This window comes from Streptomyces sp. NPDC029466 (assembly GCF_055574515.1).
In genome coordinates this window covers 143,445-162,895 of sequence record NZ_JBVHZH010000011.1, presented here as the reverse complement: position 1 = coordinate 162,895, position 19,451 = coordinate 143,445, and the positions used below count along the sequence as shown (strand labels likewise).

Sequence of the window (19,451 nt, the reverse complement as noted above, 5' to 3'; positions counted from 1 at the left end):
CTGCGCTGCTGAGCGGGCCCGGGGGGGGGGGGGGGGGGGCCCCCCCCCCCCCCCCCCCCCCCACCCCCACCCCCCCCCCCCCCCCCCCCCCCCCCCCCCCCCCCCCCCCCCCCCCCCCCCCCCCCCCCCCCCCCCCCCCCCCCCCCGGCAAGTGCATGGCGTCTGCCTTCCCCAACTGCGAACCGGGCGCTGCCTGACGGCCCGACTGCAAAGGAGAAAATCGCTGTGACCCGCCATTCCCGCCCCGGCACGCAGGTAGCTGCTGAGGCCCACTCCGCCCGTATCCCGCAGCAGCGCCGCCTGCGTCCCACTGCCCAGTCCTTCGTCACCCTCGAACACCCCGACCGCTCCGCCCCGATGGACGGCGCTGGGGATGGCCGTATCGGTGAGCCGGTGGTGCTGACGCGCACGATCTTGCCGGTGCAGGGCTGGTGGCGGAACGTCGAGCCCGCCCCCACGTCCCTGCCCCCGGGCTACGTAGCCGCGCGACGGCCGGTGGTCGCCGGTCCCGACGGTGACGAACTGCGGGTGCGAGCTTGGCTGCTGCGCCGGATCGGGGGTCTGGGATGACCGCCGTCCCGCCGGAGCCAGAGTCTCCGCCGACCGTCCACCTGCCCGCCCAGGGCGCCGGGTCTGCTGTGTCCGGCACCGTGATCCCGGCCGCAGCCTGGCCGTTCCGCCCGGGGCTGCCGTCCACCTCGTCCACCGCGCCGTCCACTGCCCCGGTGCCGGTGTCCGTCCCGGCCGCGCCGCCTGTCCCCCAGGTGGCCACCGATGGTGGGTCTGGGGATTGGCTTTTCGGGCTGCCGCCGTCGCCGCCCGTCCCGCCCGGCGGGGGAGGGATGACACCGTGGCTGCCGCCGCAGGCGCCGGCCCCGTGGAACGGCCAGCCGCAGCAGATCGAGCTGCACGTCACCGTCCACCAGCCGGTCCCGGTGGAGCCTGACCCGACGTGGTGGCAGCGCCTCGCGCGAGCCGTCCGCTACCGGGTGTCCCCGCTCGTGGCGGTGACCGCGACGGCAGCCGCGATCATCCCGCTGCCGCACCTCGGATACGGCGTCGGCCGGGTCTGGGGGTCGCTGCTCGACCACATCGGCACCGACATCCACCCCGGGGCATCGCACGTCGCGGCGGTCGTCGCTGTGGTCGTGGTGGCCGCGCGCATCCACCGGCCCTGCCGCCTGCGCCCCACCCTCGCCGGCGGCTGGGTCCGGCAACTCAACTGGCTCGACGCCTTCGGCGTGGCCGTCACATTCATCGGCGGCAGCTGGGGCGTCCTCGTCCCGGACATCGTCGCCGCCACGACAGGAGTCCGCGCATGAACACCCCACTGACCCTCGCCGGAGCCACCGTCTCCGTCGCCATCCTGATCATCAACATTCGGTCCTGGTGGAAGGGCACCCGCGAGCTCAAAGCGCTGTTGCCGTTCGGCGGCGCGCTGATCACCGGCGCGGGCTGGACCATGTGCCTCGGCGGCCTGTTCGGATGGTTTGCCGTCCAGGCCGTCACGGCGAGCAACCGTGTCGGCGACAAGGGCGTCAGCGCCACGACCGGCGCGGAGGGCGGCGGCAGCCTGGCCCAGGGCTCCCTCGGCCAGCTCACCTACCCCGGCGCCTGCGCGGTCCTCGTCACCGCGATCATCGGCGGGATCATCCTGAAGGCGGCGGGCAAGCAGGACAAAAAGCGCATGATCGGCGGGTTGTTCGCGGGCCTGACGCTGTGTGCCACGGCGGGATTCGCCGAGCTGATGCAGTGGGTGCCCCAGATGTACAACGCGATGGGTGACGCTGGCCGGAGCGTTCTGAACGGGGAGGTGTCCCTGTGAGCGCCGACACCGCGCCGGAGGCCGGCGCACTCGCCGACCGCGCCGACGAGCTGAAGGCCAAGGCGGCGCAGGCGGAGGAGAAGGCGAAAGCGGCCCGCGCCTGGGCGGTGCAGGTGATGAACACGCTGGGGGAGGGGACCAGCCTCCTGGGCAAGCGGCTCGCCGACCGGCTCAGGGGCTGGTGCCTGGAGGCCCACCGGTCAGACCTCAAGGGCCTGTCGGCGGACCTCGGCATCTACGTCCGCGGTGCCCTGCTCCTGGGTGCCGGGGCCAGTCTGTGCTGGCTGGTCTACCGGCACAACGCCCTGATGTGGCCACTGGCCGCCGGGTGGTCCGCCGCGGCTCTGCGCACCAAGGTCAGCGCGGACAAGGCGAAGGCCGCCAAGGAAGCCCCGGCCGACGGCGATGCGGAGGGCGGCGGCAAGCGCGCTCCGGGTCCCTCCCCGGAGGCGTTCCTCCACCTCCTCCACGACCTCGTCCAGGAGCACTCCGAGGGGGGCAAGGACACCCCCGGTTTGCACTGGCCTCAGGTGGTCGCGGGGCTCTCCTCCCGCTACCCCGGCGGGGGGTCGTCCGGGGGGTGGTCTGCGGCCGACTGCCGGGCCCTGTGTGAGGCCGCTGCGGTGCCCGTCTCCAGGGGCACCCGGGCCCGCGGGGAGGGGGCCCGCTCGGGGGTCTCCACGGGGGTCCGTGTCGAGGACCTCCCGACCCGCCCGTCCAGCCCCTCCCCTGGCCCCTCTCCAGAAGGGGCCCCGGGCCCAGCTGTTGTTGTTGTTTCCGCAGGTCAGAACGAGCAACAAGCCAGCAACAACAACAGCAACAACGACGGCAACAACAGCGGGGAAGTGGCCGCGCAGATCGTCCAGGACGAGGACAACCCCGCCCGCTGGCACGTGCTGAAGAAGGCCGGCTGACGGCTGCCTGCCCGCCCCGGGCCGTCCCGGCCGGGGCGGGCGGGGAGCCGTCAGCCGGCGCTCCACGCAGCGCGGGCCCGGTCGTCATCCCGCGAAGAAGTTCGACCGAGCCCGCTCCCATCTCGCAGAGACAGGAGCCCCATCGTGCCACTCAAGCGCGGCATGCCCACCCGCGACCCCGAAAAGGCCCGGCCCGAGGACGTACGGGAGTACTCCGCCCACGACGGCGGCTGGACCCGCAACCCCTCCACCCGCCCCGTCCCCGGCACCCCGAAGGGAGCCCGGTGATGGACCAGGAACAGCGCGAACGGATGGAACGCGAACTGCGCGAACGGAACAACAAGTCCAGCAACAACAAGTCCGGAAAGAACCCGAGGTTGCACGCCGAGCAGGGGACCAGCCCCGAACCTTCCCACCCCTAGTCATGGCTAGGGCGGGCCGCAGTCTTTGGCGAGAAGCGGCCCGCCCTGGTCTCCCAGCCCTCACAACAGAACTGGAGACATTCAGCATGACTCAACCGACCCCCGAACCGCACCACGTCGGCGGTGGATTCGCCAGCGTCCACCCGCTGAGGGAGGGGCCTCACGATCACGCCATTGAGGCTGAACAAGCAGCGCTCGGAGCAATGCTGCTCTCACCCGCCGTGATCCCAGAGATCACAGCCGTTCTCGACGCGGCTGACTACTACCGCCCCGCGCACGAAACGATCCATCGCGCCATCACCACCATGCACGAGTGCGACGAACCCGTGGACCCCATCACCGTGACCGCCTATCTCGGCACGACCGGTGACCTGAACCGGGTCGGCGGTGCCTCCTACCTCCACTCCCTCGTCCAGCAGGTGCCCACCGCCAGCAACGGCGAGTACTACGCCGCCATCGCCCGCGACGCGGCCGACAACCGGCGTCTGGACGCCACGGGCCTCCGCCTGAGCCAGCGCGCCCGCACCGGCGAACTGACCGCCGACGCCACCCGCGCCGAAGCTCTGGCCGCCCTGGAAGCCGCGGAGCAGCGCACCTGGAGCGAGCCGACCCCTCTGGGAGAAAACGGTCCGCTGCCCCGCTTCCCCGTCGATGCACTGCCCGGCTGGATGCGCGAACAAGTCGTAGCACTGGCGGAGTTCACCCAGACCCCGCCGGACATGGCCGCCACCATGGGGCTGGCGGCCCTGTCCACCGCCGCCGGCGGCCGGGTCCACGTCCAGATCCGTCCCGGCTGGACCGAGCAGTCCAACCTCTACCTGGTTTGCGCGATGCCGCCCGCCTCCCGCAAGTCGGACGTGTTCTCCGCTATGACCGCCCCGATCTACCGGATCGAAGACGAACTGGCCCAACAGGCCAAGCCCGCCATCATCGAGGCCCAGACCGCCAAGGAAGCCGCCGAAGCCGAGGTCGACGCCCTGCTCTCGAAGGCCCGCAAGAGCGACACCATCGACCGCCAGCAGCTCGTCGCTGAAGCGTCCGCAGCCCGCATGCTCGCCGATGAGATCCGCGTACCACCCGCCCCGCGGCTGACGGTCTCCGGAGACATCACCCCCGAACCGCTCACCCACTTGCTTGCCACTCACCGGTGTCTGGCCGCCCTCTCTCCCGAAGGCGACCTCTTCGACATCATCGCCGGCCGCTACAGCGCCCGCCCCAACCTGGGCGTCTTCCTCCAGGCGCACAAAGGCGAACGCCTCCAGACCGACCGCATCACCCGCGACCAGCCCACCGTCGACCGCCCTGCCCTGACCATCGGCGTCACCCCCCAGCCCGCCGTCCTCCAGGACCTGGCCGCCACGCCCGGCGCACGCGACCGCGGACTGCTGGCCCGCTTCCTGTTCGCCCTGCCGCCCTCCAACCTCGGCTACCGCAAGATCCGCACCCATCCCATCCCCGAGACCGTCAGCGGCACCTACGACACCCGGCTCGAAGCGATGGTGCGCACCTTCACCGACCTGCCCGACCCCGTCACCGTGCCCCTGTCCGCACAGGCCGACGCCGTCGTCGAGCGCCTCCAGGAAGAAGTCGAGGAGAAGCTACGCCCCGACCAGCCGCTGTCCCACGTCACCGACTGGGCCGGAAAGCTCGTCGGCGCCACCGTCCGTATCGCCTGCCTGCTCCACCTCGCCGACTGCATCACCACCGGCTGGGGCGACCCCGTCAGCGCCGACTGTGTCGAACGCGCCGCCGTCATCGCCGCGTACTACACCGCCCACGCCTTGGCCGTCTTCGACCTCATCGCCGCCGACCCCGCCACCGAGGACGCCCGCCACATCCTCACCTGGCTCCAGCGCCCCAAGCAGAACGGCACCCACCGAACCACCGTCAAACGCCGCGACGTCGTAGCCGCCCACCGGCGCTTCCGCGGACGAACCGACGCCATCGACCCCGCCCTCCGCCTCCTGGAGGAACACGGCTATCTCCGCCCCGACGCACCTCCGGCCCAGGGCGGAAAAGGCCGCAGCGCCAGCGTCACGTTCCGTGTCCACCCCGCTGTGAAGGCGTCGCTGGACGGTTCGTAGCCCCACAGAACGTCAGCAATGTCAGCAAAAATCGCTGACCTGCACATTTACGCCGCTGACGCGCGTCAGCAGGTGTCAGCAGTGTCAGCAGAAGGCTGGTTTTTGCTGACACTGCTGACACCCGCTGACAGGGATGCCAACACCGTTCTCGCAGGTCAGCGATTTTTGCTGACGCTGCTGACACTTTCCGCGCCGTGACGGCGTCCGGACCACATCACACTCACGCTGCGTGTACACGCAGCCAGGCGCAATCCGCCTCGAAGGAGATGCAACTGTGCCCCGCACCCAGATGCTCAAGCTCCCCGAAGTCCTCGACGAGATCGGCATGAGCCGCGCCGCCTTCTACCGCATGCGCGCCCGCGGCAAGGCCCCCAGGCTCATCAAGCTCCCCAACGGCCAGCTGCGCGTCCGGAGGACGGACCTCGACGCCTGGTGGGCGGAGTGCGAGCAATCCGCCGCCTGACCCCGTGACCCCCCTGAAGGGGCCCGCCACTCGGCGGGCCCCTTCTTCACGCCCCTGTGGAGAGCCGTGCTCACCTACGAAGTCGAAATCTGGTCCATCCGCTCGCGCAAGAACCGTCCCAAGCCGTTCGAGCTACGGTGGCGCGTCGGCACGCGGCCGCACTCGAAGAGCTACAAGACCAAGGCACAGGCCGACGGTCGCAGGTCCGAGTTGCTGTCTGCCCTCCGAGACCGGCAGCAGTTCGACGAGGAAAGCGGCCTGCCGGCCAATGAGCTGGACGCGCTCAACAGCCCGACCTGGTACGACCACAGCGTCGCCTACGCACTCATGAAGTGGCCGCAGGCTGCGGCAAAGCAGCGGGCGAACATCGCAGAGTCTCTCGCTACGATCACCCCCGTCTTCGTCTCCACCTCACGCGGTGCCCCTGCCCCGGCTGTGATGCGCATGGCATTGCATCAGTGGGCCTACCGAGCCATTCGCACATCCGATGGCCAACTGGCCCCCAGGTCTCAGGGCGAATCGCCCTCTGCCGAAGTCCAGGCAGCACTTGCGTGGTTGGCGAAGAACTCGCTGAAGTTGAACGAAGCGGCGAAGCCCGACCAGCTCCGGAAGGCTCTCAATGCGCTCTCGCTCAAGCTCGACGGCCACACTGCAGCTCAGACCACGATTCGGCGCAAGCGCACGGTGCTGAATAACTCTCTGCGCTTCGCCGTTGAGAGGGGCATCCTCCCTGCCAACCCGCTGCAGAGAGTCGACTGGGCTGCCCCTCCGAACGATGATGAGGTGGATTTCCGCTTCGTACCTGACGCCCGGCTCGCCCGTGCACTGCTTGAGGCAGTTCGCGGGCAAGGCGACCGCGGGGAACACCTCTCCGGCTTCTTCGGGTGCATGTACTACGCCGGCATGCGACCGTCCGAAGTCGCTGCACTGGACGAGAATGCATGCACGCTTCCAGCGGATGGGTGGGGCGAGCTGGTCCTCGCGAACAGCCGGCCCGAAGTCGGCGCTGGGTGGACGAACGACGGCAAGTCCTACGAGGCGCGTGGGTTGAAACGGCGGGCCCGCAACACCACGCGCTCCATCCCCATCCCGCCCGAGTTGGTGCGCGCGCTCAGACAGCACCTGGAGCAGTTCGGGGCGGCGGAGGACGGCCGTCTCTTCCGTGCGTCACAGGGCGGCCGCGTCCGGTCCACGGAGTACACGGCCGTCTGGCAACGAGCACGCGAGAAGGCGCTCGCTCCGGCGGAGCTGGCCTCTCCGCTCGCAGCGGTCCCCTACTCGCTCAGGCACGCGATCGTCTCGCTGTGGATCAAGGCGGGCGTGGACCCGGTGGAGGTTGCCCGGCGGGCCGGCCACAGCGTGGCCGTGCTCTACCGCTTCTACGCCAAGGTGCTGCACGGGACTCAGACGCGAGCGAATGCCTTGATCGAGCAGGAGCTGGGTGGGTGAGGCCGCCCGCCACCGCCGGAATCCTGGCCCGCCACTGGCCCGTACGTCCTGGTCAGCGCCGGGATACAGGCGACCCGGGGTGAGACAGAACGAACGCAGAAGGGGTGCCCCGCCGAAGCGGGGCACCCCTTCTGACCAGCTAGTTCGCTGACCTCAGCGGAGGCTGTGGGATTTGAACCCACGGTGACGTTGCCGCCACGACAGTTTTCAAGACTTCCGATGGATCATGTGGCCATGGCGCTCCGCCGCAGGTCAGACGGGTACGAGAGCCCCGGCCGTGCCATCGTCGCCATCCTCGTGCCAGTTACGTGCCAGATCAGCATCCGGAGCGTCCGACGTGCCATTCGCGGCTTTCCCGGCCCCCGCAGCGGCTTGGTGCTCCGAGTGCATCGTCTTGGCCACGTCGGCATCTCGGCCGTCCACCACCCGAGCATAGTGGCGCGTCGTCACGCTCGCGTTGGAGTGACCGAGCCGCTTCGCCGCTGCCATGACACCGTGCCGGTCGGCCACCCACGTCGCATGGGTCGCGCGGAGATCATGCGGGGTGACGTCGGATAGGCCAGCCTTCTTCACGGCCTTGTCGAAATGTGCCCTCCGCCAGTCGTTGTACCGCAGGACCCTCCCCGTGCCACCAACGAACAGAAGGGCATCATCACCGCCCCCCACATCGGACTTCAGGTGGTCGCGCAGGTCCGCGACGAGGAAGCCGGGCAGAGTCAGAATCCGCTTCTGATGAGACTTCGGAGTGCCCCACGCATGATGACCGTTGATCTCCTCGACGGCCTCATCCACGATCAGCAGCCCGTGGTCCAGGAGCACGTCCTTGCGCCGCAGCGCGAAGGCTTCACCGATGCGCAGCCCGGCATAGGCCAGCAGCTTCACGAGCAGGTCATGGGGCGCAGCCATGGCACCGATGAGCCTGCGCAGCTCCTCGTCAGTGAGGATGTGCGGCTCGGTATCCGGCAGCCGGGGGATCTTCACGCCCCGGCACGGGGTGACCGCGATCATGTCGTTGTCCACCGCCGACCGCATGATCTGCGAGAAGACCCGGTAGGCGGAACGAATCCGCGACGGGCTCAGGCCCTTCTTACGCAGGCTGGCTATCCACTCAGCCACCGCGATCGGCCGAACCGACTTGAGGGGGTACGCCCCGAGCTGCGGCTTGATCCACAGGCGAATCAGCCCCTCGTACAGCGCCCGTGTCTTCGGCTTGAGTTCTGCACTTGCCGACGCGTACCAGCGGTCGGCCCAGTCAGACACCGTCGTCTTGCCTTCCGCCGGGTCCAGCCACCGGCCATCTGAGATCTGAGCCTCGATCTTGACCAGCCAGCGTTCGCCATCCGTCTTGGTGCGGAAGGTCTCTGGGGCTGGACGCATCACGCCATCAGGGCCCGGGTACCGAGCCTGAAAACGACCGGAGGGAAGCTTCCGGATGGCGCCGAACCTACGCTTCTTACCCGCCATCACGCGGCCCTCCCGTGTACCGATGCTGCCGTGATCGGCGCAACCATTCCTTCTTGGATGAACGCCTCAACAGCCGAGGCCGGAATTCGAACGTGCCGTCCAATGTGGACGAAGACAATCCGCCGCTCTGCGATCAGCCGTCGTACGAAACGGGCGCCGGTAGCGAGCCGTGCCGCTGCTTCATCAACGGTCAGCAGGGGGGTATTCAGATCGGTCACAGCCACGGCTCTCCTTCAGTCTTGGCACGGGCGGCGGCTTGTTGCGCTTGCTGGATTTCGTGGCGTGTCTGGGCAGCCAGGAGTTCTTCGCCGGGTCGGTAGCCGGAGGCGAGATAGGCCCAGGAGGATTCGGTGACGAGAGTGGTGTTCTCGTCAGGCTGGTCTTGGCCGGCATCGGTGTGGGCTTGTGCGGTACGCCAGGCTTTGCGCACGTCACGAAGGGCGCCGAGGGTGGTGGAGTAGCGGCGGGATTTGGTGGAGAAGTGGCCGCGGAATCCGAGCATGTGCGCCCACTTCCAGAGCTTGAGGTCAGCGAACTCGGGGAGGTGGCCGAGCGCCCAGGCAGTGCGGATCATCTGGCGGACGTGACGCTGCACGCGGAGGTCTTGCAGGGGTTCGGCCTGCCCGGTGCCGTCGCAGTCGGCGCACAGGTCGCGGAAGCCGTCAGGGCCGCGCAGGTAGCCGCGTCCACCGCAGGGTGCACAGATGAGGGAGCGGTCCACGGTGCCGGAGTCTTCGGCGCTCTTGGTGGCGTACTTGGCGACGTATCCGGCAACGGCCTTGTCGGTGAGTTCGCCGTCGCCGAGTGCGGTGATCTCGCGTACGTCGAGGCGGTCACCCCAGCGGATTTCGCGGTCTCCGGTGTAGTCGGAGGTCACTGTGAGAACGGCGTTCTCGGCCGCGTCCTCGATGGCAGCCTTGAGTGCGTCGACGGTTGCCCATGGTGGCGGCGGCTCGTTGCTGCCGTCGGGGCCGTCGAAGCGGATGACCGCGTGAAAGTGGACCAGGCCGCGTTTTTGGTACTCGGCGACCTTGGCAAAGGAGATGCGCAGAGTGGCGTTCAGCGCCTTTTGCGTCATGCCGAGGTGGGCGGCCAGGGCGCGGCGGAGATAGGTAGTGAAGCGCGCCCACAGTGCGCCCGCGTGGGCATTCCAGAGCACAGCACCGGTGTAGTCGTAGGTAGACGGACGCAGGGGTGTTCCCAACTCGGGTGCATCTATTGCGTGTTGGGTGCCACAGGCGCAGGGTCGGGCTTTGCCGTTGGTGGTGGGGCGGTTGTGGACGGGGCCGAAGGAAGGTGCGGTGAGAGTGGCGAAGACGCGGGGGTGGGTGCGGACGGTTTCGGGGACGGTCTTGCCGCCGGAGAGTCCGGCTTTGATCAGGTGGTAGGTATCGGCGGCGTAGACGCGGGAGCAGGACGGGCAGCGCGAGGCTCGGCGGTTGCCGCAGGTGGTCAGGAGGCGGCCGGTTGGTTCATCGGTGGTGCTGTAGGAGCGCAGGACGGTGCGGGTGGTGGCGTCGAGGGTGGTGGTCTGGCCGACGAGGTTGACGGGCCGGGTGCATCCGGCGACTTGGCGGACCTGTTCGTTGACGCGGTCGAAGTCGCCGAGGTTGGCCAGCTCGATCAGGTCCCGCACGGCGAGGCTCTTCACGTGGCGTAGGTCGAGCATGCGGGGCATGGGGGCTGTCCTTTCCGTTGGGAAGGGGCCCCGAGCAGCACCGGACAGGGGTGTGGTGCTGCTCGGGGCATGGCGGACCGAGCCCGGTAGGGCAGGGCGGGAAGTTGCCGGAAGGCCGGCGGAGGGTCAGGCGGTCAGGGCCTGGTGTGCGGCGGTGGCCAGCGGGAGGGCGACGCCGAGACGGGCTTTGAGCTGGGCGGCCGTGATGGGCTCGCTGTGCTCGGCCTGGTGGGATGCGGCGATCTTGCGGGCTTCCTCCAGCAGCGGAGCAGGCACCGGAGCCGAAGCCGCAGGGGCCTCTGCTGCTCTTGCCGAAGCCAGGACCGGGGCCGGGGCCGGGGCGGGAGTCGGCTCGGGCGCAGGGGCCGGAGCCGTGTCCGCAGGTTCCGCAGCCGGAGCCGGTTCGCTGACCGGGGCCGGGGCGGTGTCGGTGGATGCCGGAGCCGGGGCGGGCTGCGTCACGGTGTGGAAGTGGCGCAGGAGCTGGGGGCCGACCGCTCCCCAGCCGAGGAGGAGCAGGGGTGCCACCGCGTCCACGCAGGCGCGGCCCCAGTGGTGGGCGATGAGGGGTTCGGCGATGTTGAGGGCCAGGGTCAGCAGTCCGGACAGGTGCATCAGCCGGGAGGCGGAGCGCATCTGGTCGGCCGGGATGCCGCGCAGGGACAGGTAGCGCAGGGCCACCAGGAGGCCGACGACGGAGAGGTCGACCATGGGGGCGATCAGCGGTGCGACGGGGCGGGGGACGCCCAGGCGCAGGGCCAGGGACCAGACGTTGCCGAAGGAGAAGACGAACGCCAGGGCGGCGATGACAGCCATGACCACGGTCACGGTGCGCTGAGTGATCCGGTCCTCAGACATAAGGGTTCACCTCCTTCCAAGTGGCCTGTAGCTGCGGTGTGTGCGGGTCAGGCTGCCTCCGGGGTGCTGTCGTCGGAAGCGAGCTTGGTGAGCTGGATGCGGCGGAGATCACCGCCGGGGAGCTGGGCGTTGAGGAGTTCGGCGGGGTCGCGGGTCAGGTGGGCGGTCTCGGCGGTGATGCGCACAGCATCGGCTTCGGCAACGAAGGGTGTGCGGATGCGGATGAAGCCGGGACGGCCCTGGTGCTGCATGACCGCGACGCCGACGTAGGCCGGATCTTGCAGGTGGATCGGGTTGGCGTCCGGCCAGTCGCGGATGGCCTCACCGAGCGCGGCCACGGAGGCTTCAGCGGTCTTCTGCGCGAAGGACAGGCCCACCGGGCACACGTCCCGGATGAACGTGGGGATGGCGTCGCCCGTGGTCTTCTGTGAGGTGAGGATGACCAGGATGCCGACACTGCGGCCCATCTTCACGAGGTTTTCGACCAGTCGGGCGTTCTCCGCAGCCAGCGCGGCCAGCTTCTTGGTCTTCGCGTCGCTGCCCTTGTAATCGCGGAAGTAGGTGTGAGCCTCATCCATGATCAGGACGACCAGCGGCCACGCCGCGGTGGGCCCGACGTGCCACATGTCCTTGGTCTTCAGCACGTCCTTCATCGCCAGGGTGCGCGCTTCGCGCAGGTCCACCAGGCGCTGGAAGAGCTTGTTGCCTTCTTCCAGATCGCTGCCGACGAACGCGAAGAGGCGGTCAGCCAGATCGGCGTAGTCGCCCACCCGGGACGAGGTCACCTTGCCGTCCGCCACGGCGAACTGGATCGCGGGCGAGGGCGCGCAGTCGCAGATGAAGCGGTTGATCAGTGAGGACTTCCCGTAGCCGGGCAGGCCGGCAACCGTGACGCCGGGCACTTCGGCGAGGTCCACGGCCACACTCTGGGCGTACTCGTCCAGGCCCAGGTTCCACGTGGTCAGCTTCTTGGGCGGCTTTCCTGACGGGACGTGCTCAGTCGAGGTGATCAGCGGATCCACCCGCACGCCACGGATCAGCACCCGCCCGGGACCGTCGGGCTGGACCGAGACGCGGGTGCAGCGCCAAGCGTCCGCCAGAAACCGCGCGGCCTTCTGGAATTCCTCCAGGCCGACCTTCGGAAGGCAGTTGGCCCGCACGAGCAGCCCGAACCGGTCCGGCTTCACCTTCAGCACCGGAGTGAGGACCCGCGGCTTGGGGGGCTTGTCGGCGTCGGTGGTGGTCAGGGAGGCCAGCGCGGTGGGCATCTTGTCCGTGACCGACAGCCCAGCCATTTGCGCCAGTCGCTTCCAGCCCCGCCGCACACGGATCGCCTGGCGCATGCTGGCTCGCATCATGCTGTCGGCTGCGATGTAGCGGCCCAGCCACACCGCCCCCATGACCGCAAAGACGGCCGCTATCGCCACCGCCACCACTGGGGCGTAGGTGGCGAGTTCGTTCACTGTCACGTCTACTTCCGATCTTCGTAGAGGAAGGCCGCCAGGGCCTGATCGAGGTCGCCCCAGTCGAAGTCGTTGATGACCGGGGGGAATCCGTGTGCCGCCAGCACGGCCGCCACGTCATGCGTGACCTGCTCGCTGAAACGGGGGTCGGGGCGGGGGGCTGGGACCGGATAGGCCCGATCCCAGCCCGGAATGAAGTCCCTCACTCCGCCGACGCCCCGAGCTCCAGCGCCTTGGCGCGGTAGGCCACGCCCGAGGACACCTGACCGTTGAAGAGGTTGGCCCAGGGGTTGGCCATCAAGTCCACGGTCCTGATCGGCATCCCCGGCTTGAGGCCGTCGGGGAGACCCTTCTGCGGAACGGTGACCTTCAGCGCCTCAGCCCGCTCACCCTCCATCAGGAAGATCATCACCGTGTACAGCGGGGAGCCGGTCTCACGGTCAACGGCCCGCTCCCCCTTCTCCTGGTCCGTCCACTTCGCCACCGGCAGACCACCGGCCATGAGCTGGGTCTCGTTCGTCATGCCGACGCGGATGCTCGTGCGAGCCATGTGTTTCTTCCTTTCGTTCACCGGCCGCACCGTGCGGCTGGCGTGTACACAAGTAGTACCCGAACGCTCTAGAGCAGTCAAGCTCGAACCAGAGCGATCCAGAGCACTCTTTCGTGAGGGAGCCCGTTCGGGCGGTGGGTGGTTGGACCGAAGGTTGGACCGAAGGTTGGACCGAAGGTTGGACCGAAGGTTGGACCGAGGGTGGGGCCGCTGGCCGTGGCCGGATCACGGCAGGCGCGGCGGCACGGGTTGCTGCGGACTGTCCAGACCGGTCTAGAGCGGGCTACTCTCGCGGTATGAGCATGCCGACAGACCACCCGTTGCCGCCGTACCAGCTGGCGGCCGGCAAGCTGCGCAAGCAGATCCAGGAAGGGAAGCTGAAGCCCGGCGACCGCCTCCCCTCCTCACGGGAGCTGCGCACAGAACTCGGCATCGCCAACGCCACCGTCCACAGCGCGCTGCGAGTACTGCGGGAAGAGGGACTGGTCTACTCCGTCCCCAACCGAGGCACCTACGTCAGCGACCCCGGCACGGACTCCACCGGCGCGTTCAAGATCGAGCACACCGCTCCCGCCTGGTACAGCGCCGCCAAGGAGCAGGCTGCCCCCGGCGATGAGGCAGTCCCCTCCCCCGTGACCGAGGCCCTGGCGCAGATCCTGGAGCAGATGCACCAGATGGCAGCGGAAGTCGAAGCCCTCAAGCAGCACGTCGCGACTCTTGAGGACAAGGTCCATCAGCTAGAGCAGAAAGACGCTCGCTGACCCGACCGGCACGCTCCCGCACCTGCGCCATCTCCCGATTCAATTGCGCAGCCGCCTGAGCTATCGCTGCCAGCAGCTTCAGATCCGTCTCGTTCACCGCGCACATCCCCGTCTCGCCTGTCATTTCGTCTCCACCCCAGTTAGCGCCCGTGCCCTTACCGCCCCGCTTACCGAATCCGCCCCATGAGGTAACGGAAGCGGCACAACCGCCCTGGTATGCGCCGTGGTAAGCCCCCGGAAGCCCTGGTAAACACAGTCCCGCTCACCACAGACCGGCGCCCGGACCAAGCGCCTGGCACCACCTTGCAGGCCGCGCACAGCAGCCCCAGGGGCGTTTCCCGCCCGGCGGCCCAGCTCCCTCCGAAAACCCGGCATGCGGGAAGTAATCCGCACCCACGCCCCGCCGGACGGAACGTTCCTGCACCCACCGCTCACCGCGTACACGGCGCACTCCTCCACTCCCTCGGACCGCCACGCGAGCGGGGGCCCCTGCCGACCCCCACCACACCAACCGGTCCCGGATTTCCCCAGTCCGGCATCCCGTGCCACACTCCGGCCCCTCTCTGACCAGCACATCACCGCTGTCGGACACCTCCTCGTACGCACAAGCCGCCCGAACCACCGGCCGGACTCGCGCCTCCCTGTCTTTCTCTTCACTAGGTCCAAGTACGGGAACGAGGCCGATTCGGACACGCTGTGATGCACATCACGCACCTTTTTTGTCTCGACACCACAGGGAGTACCGCTTCGGAGCGGATTTCTCCCTCCACCTAGAACAAGTGCGGAAAACAGGCCCGATGTGACACGTGTGACGCAGGTCACATCATCCCCCTCCTTCGAGGTGCCGTCCGAAGCGAGATTCATGGTCCGGAGAAAGGGCGGTTTGGCCAACCGGCGTTCTCGGTCTATGTTTCGCCGTTTTCCGATCACCCTCTCCGGGCTTGCGTACAGAGAAGGGAGCGGAAAAGAGCCAGATGTGACACCAAGTGACCTGGATCACTCCTTTCCGCGTCCGTCTTCCATGGCGTGAACGCCAACGAGGGCATCTCCTCGCGGGAAGCGGACACCTCCCCTTGTGGACAACTTTCCGACGGCCGGAAGACCCAGAAACGAAACCCGGAATCGAGCAGGGGGCAGCACACAACCCGTGCGGCAACTGGCCGGGGGTGCACGCATCTTGTGCAGAAAGTCGCGGACATCTCGAACCGTGCTCGCTTGAAATCGACATGTTGGAACTCTGCAACGGCCAGCCTGTGGATAGAGTTCGGCGATCCGCGAGACAGACCCGCATAAATTGCCGCAGTCCAGGGCAATCGGGGGCGCGAGCGGCATGGACGAGGGAGCAGCGGCGGAACGCTTCGCAGAAGCGGCCAAGGAAGAGCGACAGCCGAGCTGTTCAAAGTTTCTTTACTGGATCAAGGCGGCCCGCTACGCGGGCCGCGCGCGCTGGCGGCCGAAGGCCGCCGACGCTCCTGTCTACCGCCCCGCTCTCGGCAGCCCCCGGCAGCTCAGCGCGCAAGGACAGCAAGCGTTCCGACAGGGCCCAGGAAGCAACCCGACCAGCCCGACGCAGCACCACCGGGCCGACACCACGGCAGCTCCCCACACAGCCACCACAACCAGGCCCACGCGACCCGCAGCCAGGCCACGCCGAATTCGCGGTGACACCTCGCAGTTCGCGGGCCGATCCAAACAGGGCAGCGTGGCCCAGGCCGGAGGGGGCGCGGGTGACACACGTGGCAGGTGCTCCCCACAGCGCGGGAGCGTCGTAGCTGGCTTTCTGTGGCTGAGGCCCAGGACCGCACCCGCTCCTACCTCCGGCTTCTGCCGCCCGGTCAGGAGCCAGGCATGAGAAGGCCCCGCTCGTTTGCTGCGAGAGAGAGCAGACGGGCGGGGCGAACTGACAGGCGCAAGTCAACGGCGGCGCCAAGCGACGCCTACGCAGCCAGAGCGGCGATTCGCTCCGAGACCTCCCGGACCTTCGGCTCATTCTTGACGGGCCGAAAGGCACGACGGACATCTTGCAGGCGTTCCACGCCACGCCGCGAGTGGATGCCGTCTTCGATGAGATCGGCGGCCTTGTACGTGGCGTCGAGCGCACCGTCCAGGTCACCGGTCTTCTGATAGGCCAGAGCCAAGGTGCCGTAACGGACCGCCTTGTCGCGTGGTGCAGCCTCGGTGACCGAGCGCTCCAGCGCCTCGGTGGCCTTTTCTGCCTGCCCCGTGGTGAGGAGGAAGCGCCCCTCCGTGGACCGGAGCTGCGCCTCACCGAACCAGGCCAGGTAGGAAGGAGTGTCCGAGGCATCGACTCGACCCAGGGCATCGAACGCGCGGTTGAGCGCCGCTGCTGCCTTCCGCTTGTCGCCGGCCTTGTTGTAGACGGTGGTCTGGTGGGCGGCGAGCGAGGCCCGCATGATGGCGGGCACCCGGCCCCGGACGGCTTCTGCGGTATCCATCAATCCGACAGCAGCGAGCTGTTCTTGCTGATTGGCCGCCTGGGTGGCCATGAAGCACAGAGTGTGCGCCCCGAGGGTGTCATCACCCGCAGTCTTGGCCGAACGGAGAGCCACGGCGTAGTGCTGCTGGGCGGCACTGTGAAGGCTGGCGTCGTAGCTCATCCAGCCCAGGAGACAACACACCTCGGCGGCTAGCACGTAGAGCTGTTTCGCCGTCTCCTCCGTGTACCGGCCGTTCTCCAACATGCGCATGATCAGCCGGAGATCTGTCCGGGCGGACTCCAGGAATTCACCGCCGCCCGTCACCTGCTCCATGCTGCGCAAGGACTCCACCCTGCCGCGCATGTGATCCACGGTGGCAGAGGTGACCCTGTCGCCGGACACAGCTGCGGCGATGGCTGGATCGGCCGTCGCCCACTGGGCACCGATACCCACGAGCGCCATGCCACCGATACCGAGAAAAGCCCTCCGGTCCATAGGTCCACTCCCAGCAAGTGAGGTCAAGGACTTCAGCGTAGCCTCCTGCGTCCAAGGCGCAGCAAGGTCGAAGGTGTTGTCCCCCGCAAGCAACCAGCGCGGCCATGGCCCCGACAAGCGCACGGCGTCAGAGATTTGAAGCACCCGTCCGATAACCATCTGGGTGATGTCGTCAGGCGCATGGTCTCCGCGTTCCCACTTGAAGACCGTCGAGCGGGTGGTTCCCAGGTTGTATCCCAGGCCCCGCCCCTCAAGGCGGATCAACTGGGCGAACTTGGTCTTGCCCAGGCCGGCTTCGACCCGCGCGTAGGACAGGGGGTGGTGTAACAACTCCGTCGGATGCCCGGTCATCAGGTCCTCCTATCGGCCCGCATGCACACTCAACATAGCGCTGCCGACGCTTGCTGGGTCCAGGTGCGGAGCACCCTGAAACCCCCTGAAACCTTATGAGTTGAGGGGCCGTGGGTGGATGTTCTTGTCCTGCCCGGAGTTCCCGGGCACCGATGGGCAAGGCATGCGGAGGTGCGATCCACCATGCCCGCACGACTCTCCTCAGCGCCCTCATACGGATTCCGCGTGACGCCTGCTAACAGGTCAGTTGGCGATGCCCGACGGCGGATCGCAGAACGTGTCCGTCACTGGCGCACGGGCATCACCGCTGTCCAGGTCGACGACCTCTTGCTGTTGAGCAGTGAGGTGATCACCAACGCCGTGACCCATACGGGCGCGACCTGTGTGGTGTGCGTGCGGTGGACCGGCGCGGAAGTGAGGGTCGAAGTGACCGACCACGATCCGCAGCTCCCGCATGTCGTCAGCACCGTACCGGCATCGGAGAGCGGCAGAGGCTTGCGGCTCGTCTCCGCCTTGGCAAGTGCTTGGGGAACGAAGCAGGGCCCGGCGGGAAAAGTGGTCTGGTTCGAAATCGCGGTCGGCCGTTCGTCGACCGAGGCGGGACCTGTGGCCGCCGTCGCGGATGCAGACGGGCCATGCGCTCAGGCCACTCGACCTCGATGAGCCGACGCGCAAACGAATGTGCTGCACGCCCGGCGGCGGAATGCCGGAAGCCCCTCTTAGCCATGCACGAGAAGGAAGGATCAGATGTGAAAGTGCTGTCATCCGCCGGGAGGCACACCGGCGCGCGAGCCACATCCCGTCGAGGCGGCGATGTGGTCACCCGGTGTCTGGAATGGACGTGGGCACTGGGAACGGTCGCCGCGATGATTTTGCTCCTCCAGCTCGTCCACAACGACCTCGGCAGGCATCCAGGGGCGTGGGCCTCGGCAGCTCGAACCTTGCCGGACGAAGCCGCCTTCCAGAGCTGACTTCACTCACGTCGCCTGAACGGGCTTTGCCCAGAAGGCTCCCCCGCCGCGCGCAGGGACGCGTCACAACTCCCAGGGCCTGCCGTCACTCAAGCTCGCAGCGGCAGGACACCGAATCCCTTCACTCTCGCCCTCCAACGACGAAGGAGCAGAGATAAGTGATCGATCACCCCGCTTTAAGGAACATCAGCCATGCCGTGCCTGTCCGTGTCACGGTGGACCGGACCCTCCGCGTCAAGGTCATCGACGCCTGTGGCATGACCTGCACCTTCTGCCACAACGAAGGAACGCCGGTTAGCGCGGACAACCAAGAGGACCACGCGGGAGAGTTCGGGGCAGCAGGCCGTTCCGGCCGGGTCTCGATCTACCTCGCCACCAACGGTGCTCGTTTCACCACCGCACCCATATTCCCCGATGACACGTTTCACACGGCGCTCACACAGCTCCGCGACGTGCTGGACTTCAACGAGGTCCACCTGACCGGCGGAGAACCGACGCTCCACCCCCGCCTACCTCAGATCGTCGACGTGTCCCGATCAGCCGGCTACAAGGTCAGCGTCACATCGAACGGGGAGAACGGCGGGCGTGTCCTCCCTGGCTGCGCCACAGCCGGCCTGGACCACGTGAACTTCTCCATCTTCGGAACCACTGCCGAAGAACTGGCCCAGGTACAGAACACCCGCTACCGCTCGCACTCCCTGGCAGGACGCAAGATCGATGCGCTGGAGAAATCAATCAGCCTGTCGCTCGACCTGGGACTTGGCGCTCGGGCGAACGTCGTCATTCCGAACCGACGCCACGTCCGTCGCGTGCACCGGCTCTTGGAGAAGTACTCTCCCCAGCTCTCGGTCCGCGTCCTTTCCTCCCTCGCCGACGGGGAGGAATCGCTGCAAGCCATCGATCTCCTCCTGGAGGAACTGCAAGCGCGGCCGACCGAGGTGACGCTGATCGCAGGCACGTCAGGCTTCAGGATCGGCTACCAACTCCCGGACGGGCGCACGCTGTTCGTGAAGCACATACGATCGCTGCGGCTGCCAGAAACATGCGTCGGCTGCCGGTTCAACAACAGCACTGACTGCCACGAGGGCTACTACGGCGTTCGGCTCTACCGTGACCCGCGCGGAACGTTCCACGTTGGCGTATGTATCCAGCGCATGGACCTGTGCCTGCCGCTCGAAGAGTTCGTCACCAGCACCGTGTGCAGCGAGATCAGGAAGCTGCGCGAGCAGGACTATCACGACCTCACTGCGTAGCCCCCCGCGACC

20 protein-coding genes are annotated in these 19,451 nt (G+C 68.0%); 13 read left to right on the top strand and 7 right to left on the bottom strand.

Annotation, left to right across the window (positions count from 1 at the left end; all coding sequences use genetic code 11):
* Positions 1–225 precede the first annotated feature (225 nt).
* The 10 genes from ACZ4XD_RS12255 (at position 226) to ACZ4XD_RS12210 (ending at position 7,157) form a co-directional block, all read left to right on the top strand.
* The gene (locus tag ACZ4XD_RS12255; protein ID WP_468041073.1) at positions 226–570 is read left to right on the top strand and encodes a hypothetical protein; all 345 of its coding nucleotides are present in this window, start codon (positions 226–228) and stop codon (positions 568–570) included.
* A 272-nt stretch (positions 571–842) separates the two neighbouring features.
* A complete protein-coding gene (locus ACZ4XD_RS12250) occupies positions 843–1,322 on the top strand; it encodes a hypothetical protein (protein WP_468041071.1) in 480 nt (159 codons plus the stop codon).
* The gene (locus tag ACZ4XD_RS12245) at positions 1,319–1,825 is read left to right on the top strand and encodes a hypothetical protein (RefSeq protein WP_468041069.1); all 507 of its coding nucleotides are present in this window, start codon (positions 1,319–1,321) and stop codon (positions 1,823–1,825) included. The genes ACZ4XD_RS12250 and ACZ4XD_RS12245 overlap by 4 nt, the downstream gene beginning before the upstream one ends.
* Positions 1,822–2,739, top strand: coding sequence for a hypothetical protein (locus ACZ4XD_RS12240; protein WP_468041067.1), 918 nt, complete (start codon positions 1,822–1,824; stop codon positions 2,737–2,739). The genes ACZ4XD_RS12245 and ACZ4XD_RS12240 overlap by 4 nt, the downstream gene beginning before the upstream one ends.
* Positions 2,740–2,883: 144 nt before the next feature.
* A complete protein-coding gene (locus ACZ4XD_RS12235) occupies positions 2,884–3,027 on the top strand; it encodes a hypothetical protein (protein ID WP_468041065.1) in 144 nt (47 codons plus the stop codon).
* Positions 3,027–3,161 carry a hypothetical protein gene (locus ACZ4XD_RS12230; RefSeq protein WP_468041063.1) on the top strand — a complete coding sequence of 45 codons (135 nt, stop codon included), beginning with the start codon at positions 3,027–3,029 and terminating at the stop codon, positions 3,159–3,161. Before ACZ4XD_RS12235 ends, ACZ4XD_RS12230 begins: the two co-directional genes overlap by 1 nt.
* Positions 3,162–3,163: 2 nt before the next feature.
* Positions 3,164–5,245 (top strand): YfjI family protein, encoded by a 2,082-nt coding sequence (locus ACZ4XD_RS12225; RefSeq protein ID WP_468041059.1) that lies wholly within the window; start codon positions 3,164–3,166, stop codon positions 5,243–5,245.
* A gap of 18 nt (positions 5,246–5,263) precedes the next feature.
* The gene (locus ACZ4XD_RS12220; RefSeq protein WP_468041056.1) at positions 5,264–5,443 is read left to right on the top strand and encodes a hypothetical protein; all 180 of its coding nucleotides are present in this window, start codon (positions 5,264–5,266) and stop codon (positions 5,441–5,443) included.
* Positions 5,444–5,519: 76 nt separating this feature from the next.
* The gene (locus ACZ4XD_RS12215) at positions 5,520–5,708 is read left to right on the top strand and encodes a helix-turn-helix transcriptional regulator (protein WP_263270390.1); all 189 of its coding nucleotides are present in this window, start codon (positions 5,520–5,522) and stop codon (positions 5,706–5,708) included.
* Positions 5,709–5,774: 66 nt separating this feature from the next.
* A complete protein-coding gene (locus ACZ4XD_RS12210; RefSeq protein WP_468041051.1) occupies positions 5,775–7,157 on the top strand; it encodes a tyrosine-type recombinase/integrase in 1,383 nt (460 codons plus the stop codon).
* A gap of 252 nt (positions 7,158–7,409) precedes the next feature.
* Here ACZ4XD_RS12210 and ACZ4XD_RS12205 read toward each other — a convergent pair whose 3' ends face one another.
* From ACZ4XD_RS12205 to ACZ4XD_RS12180, 6 genes are all read right to left on the bottom strand, one after another.
* Positions 7,410–8,621, bottom strand: a complete 1,212-nt coding sequence (locus ACZ4XD_RS12205) for a tyrosine-type recombinase/integrase (protein ID WP_468041049.1) — start codon at positions 8,619–8,621, stop codon at positions 7,410–7,412.
* Positions 8,621–8,830, bottom strand: coding sequence for an excisionase family DNA-binding protein (locus tag ACZ4XD_RS12200; RefSeq protein WP_468041092.1), 210 nt, complete (start codon positions 8,828–8,830; stop codon positions 8,621–8,623). The genes ACZ4XD_RS12205 and ACZ4XD_RS12200 overlap by 1 nt, the downstream gene beginning before the upstream one ends.
* 5 nt (positions 8,831–8,835) lie before the next feature.
* Positions 8,836–10,299 (bottom strand): replication initiator, encoded by a 1,464-nt coding sequence (locus tag ACZ4XD_RS12195; protein ID WP_468041047.1) that lies wholly within the window; start codon positions 10,297–10,299, stop codon positions 8,836–8,838.
* A 126-nt stretch (positions 10,300–10,425) separates the two neighbouring features.
* Entirely contained in the window at positions 10,426–11,157 is a 732-nt protein-coding gene (locus ACZ4XD_RS12190) for a DUF2637 domain-containing protein (protein ID WP_468041044.1), read from the bottom strand.
* Between the two features lie 47 nt (positions 11,158–11,204).
* Positions 11,205–12,626 carry an FtsK/SpoIIIE domain-containing protein gene (locus tag ACZ4XD_RS12185; RefSeq protein ID WP_468041040.1) on the bottom strand — a complete coding sequence of 474 codons (1,422 nt, stop codon included), beginning with the start codon at positions 12,624–12,626 and terminating at the stop codon, positions 11,205–11,207.
* Positions 12,627–12,822: 196 nt separating this feature from the next.
* The gene (locus tag ACZ4XD_RS12180) at positions 12,823–13,170 is read right to left on the bottom strand and encodes an SCO3933 family regulatory protein (protein WP_381279406.1); all 348 of its coding nucleotides are present in this window, start codon (positions 13,168–13,170) and stop codon (positions 12,823–12,825) included.
* 296 nt (positions 13,171–13,466) lie between these two features.
* On the opposite strand from ACZ4XD_RS12180, the gene ACZ4XD_RS12175 reads away from it, so the two are divergent.
* The gene (locus ACZ4XD_RS12175; protein WP_468041036.1) at positions 13,467–13,931 is read left to right on the top strand and encodes a GntR family transcriptional regulator; all 465 of its coding nucleotides are present in this window, start codon (positions 13,467–13,469) and stop codon (positions 13,929–13,931) included.
* A 1,937-nt stretch (positions 13,932–15,868) separates the two neighbouring features.
* Here ACZ4XD_RS12175 and ACZ4XD_RS12170 read toward each other — a convergent pair.
* On the bottom strand, positions 15,869–17,215 hold the full coding sequence (locus ACZ4XD_RS12170; protein WP_468041034.1) for a transcriptional regulator: 1,347 nt from the start codon (positions 17,213–17,215) through the stop codon (positions 15,869–15,871).
* A 225-nt stretch (positions 17,216–17,440) separates the two neighbouring features.
* Between ACZ4XD_RS12170 and ACZ4XD_RS12165 the strand changes: the two genes are divergently transcribed.
* Positions 17,441–17,878 (top strand): ATP-binding protein, encoded by a 438-nt coding sequence (locus ACZ4XD_RS12165; RefSeq protein WP_468041031.1) that lies wholly within the window; start codon positions 17,441–17,443, stop codon positions 17,876–17,878.
* Positions 17,879–18,344: 466 nt separating this feature from the next.
* Positions 18,345–19,439, top strand: a complete 1,095-nt coding sequence (locus tag ACZ4XD_RS12160) for a radical SAM protein (RefSeq protein ID WP_468041027.1) — start codon at positions 18,345–18,347, stop codon at positions 19,437–19,439.
* The last annotated feature ends 12 nt before the right edge of the window (positions 19,440–19,451 follow it).

Bases quoted from the DNA above. Each gene is read 5' to 3' on its own strand.
- ACZ4XD_RS12250 (WP_468041071.1), top strand. From the start codon at position 843: ATGACACCGTGGCTGCCGCCGCAGGCGCCGGCCCCGTGGAACGGCCAG.
- ACZ4XD_RS12245 (WP_468041069.1), top strand. From the start codon at position 1,319: ATGAACACCCCACTGACCCTCGCCGGAGCCACCGTCTCCGTCGCCATC.
- ACZ4XD_RS12230 (WP_468041063.1), top strand. From the start codon at position 3,027: ATGGACCAGGAACAGCGCGAACGGATGGAACGCGAACTGCGCGAACGG.
- ACZ4XD_RS12225 (WP_468041059.1), top strand. From the start codon at position 3,164: ATGGCTAGGGCGGGCCGCAGTCTTTGGCGAGAAGCGGCCCGCCCTGGT.
- ACZ4XD_RS12220 (WP_468041056.1), top strand. From the start codon at position 5,264: ATGTCAGCAAAAATCGCTGACCTGCACATTTACGCCGCTGACGCGCGT.
- ACZ4XD_RS12205 (WP_468041049.1), bottom strand. From the start codon at position 8,621: ATGGCGGGTAAGAAGCGTAGGTTCGGCGCCATCCGGAAGCTTCCCTCC.
- ACZ4XD_RS12195 (WP_468041047.1), bottom strand. From the start codon at position 10,299: ATGCCCCGCATGCTCGACCTACGCCACGTGAAGAGCCTCGCCGTGCGG.
- ACZ4XD_RS12190 (WP_468041044.1), bottom strand. From the start codon at position 11,157: ATGTCTGAGGACCGGATCACTCAGCGCACCGTGACCGTGGTCATGGCT.
- ACZ4XD_RS12180 (WP_381279406.1), bottom strand. From the start codon at position 13,170: ATGGCTCGCACGAGCATCCGCGTCGGCATGACGAACGAGACCCAGCTC.
- ACZ4XD_RS12175 (WP_468041036.1), top strand. From the start codon at position 13,467: ATGAGCATGCCGACAGACCACCCGTTGCCGCCGTACCAGCTGGCGGCC.
- ACZ4XD_RS12170 (WP_468041034.1), bottom strand. From the start codon at position 17,215: ATGACCGGGCATCCGACGGAGTTGTTACACCACCCCCTGTCCTACGCG.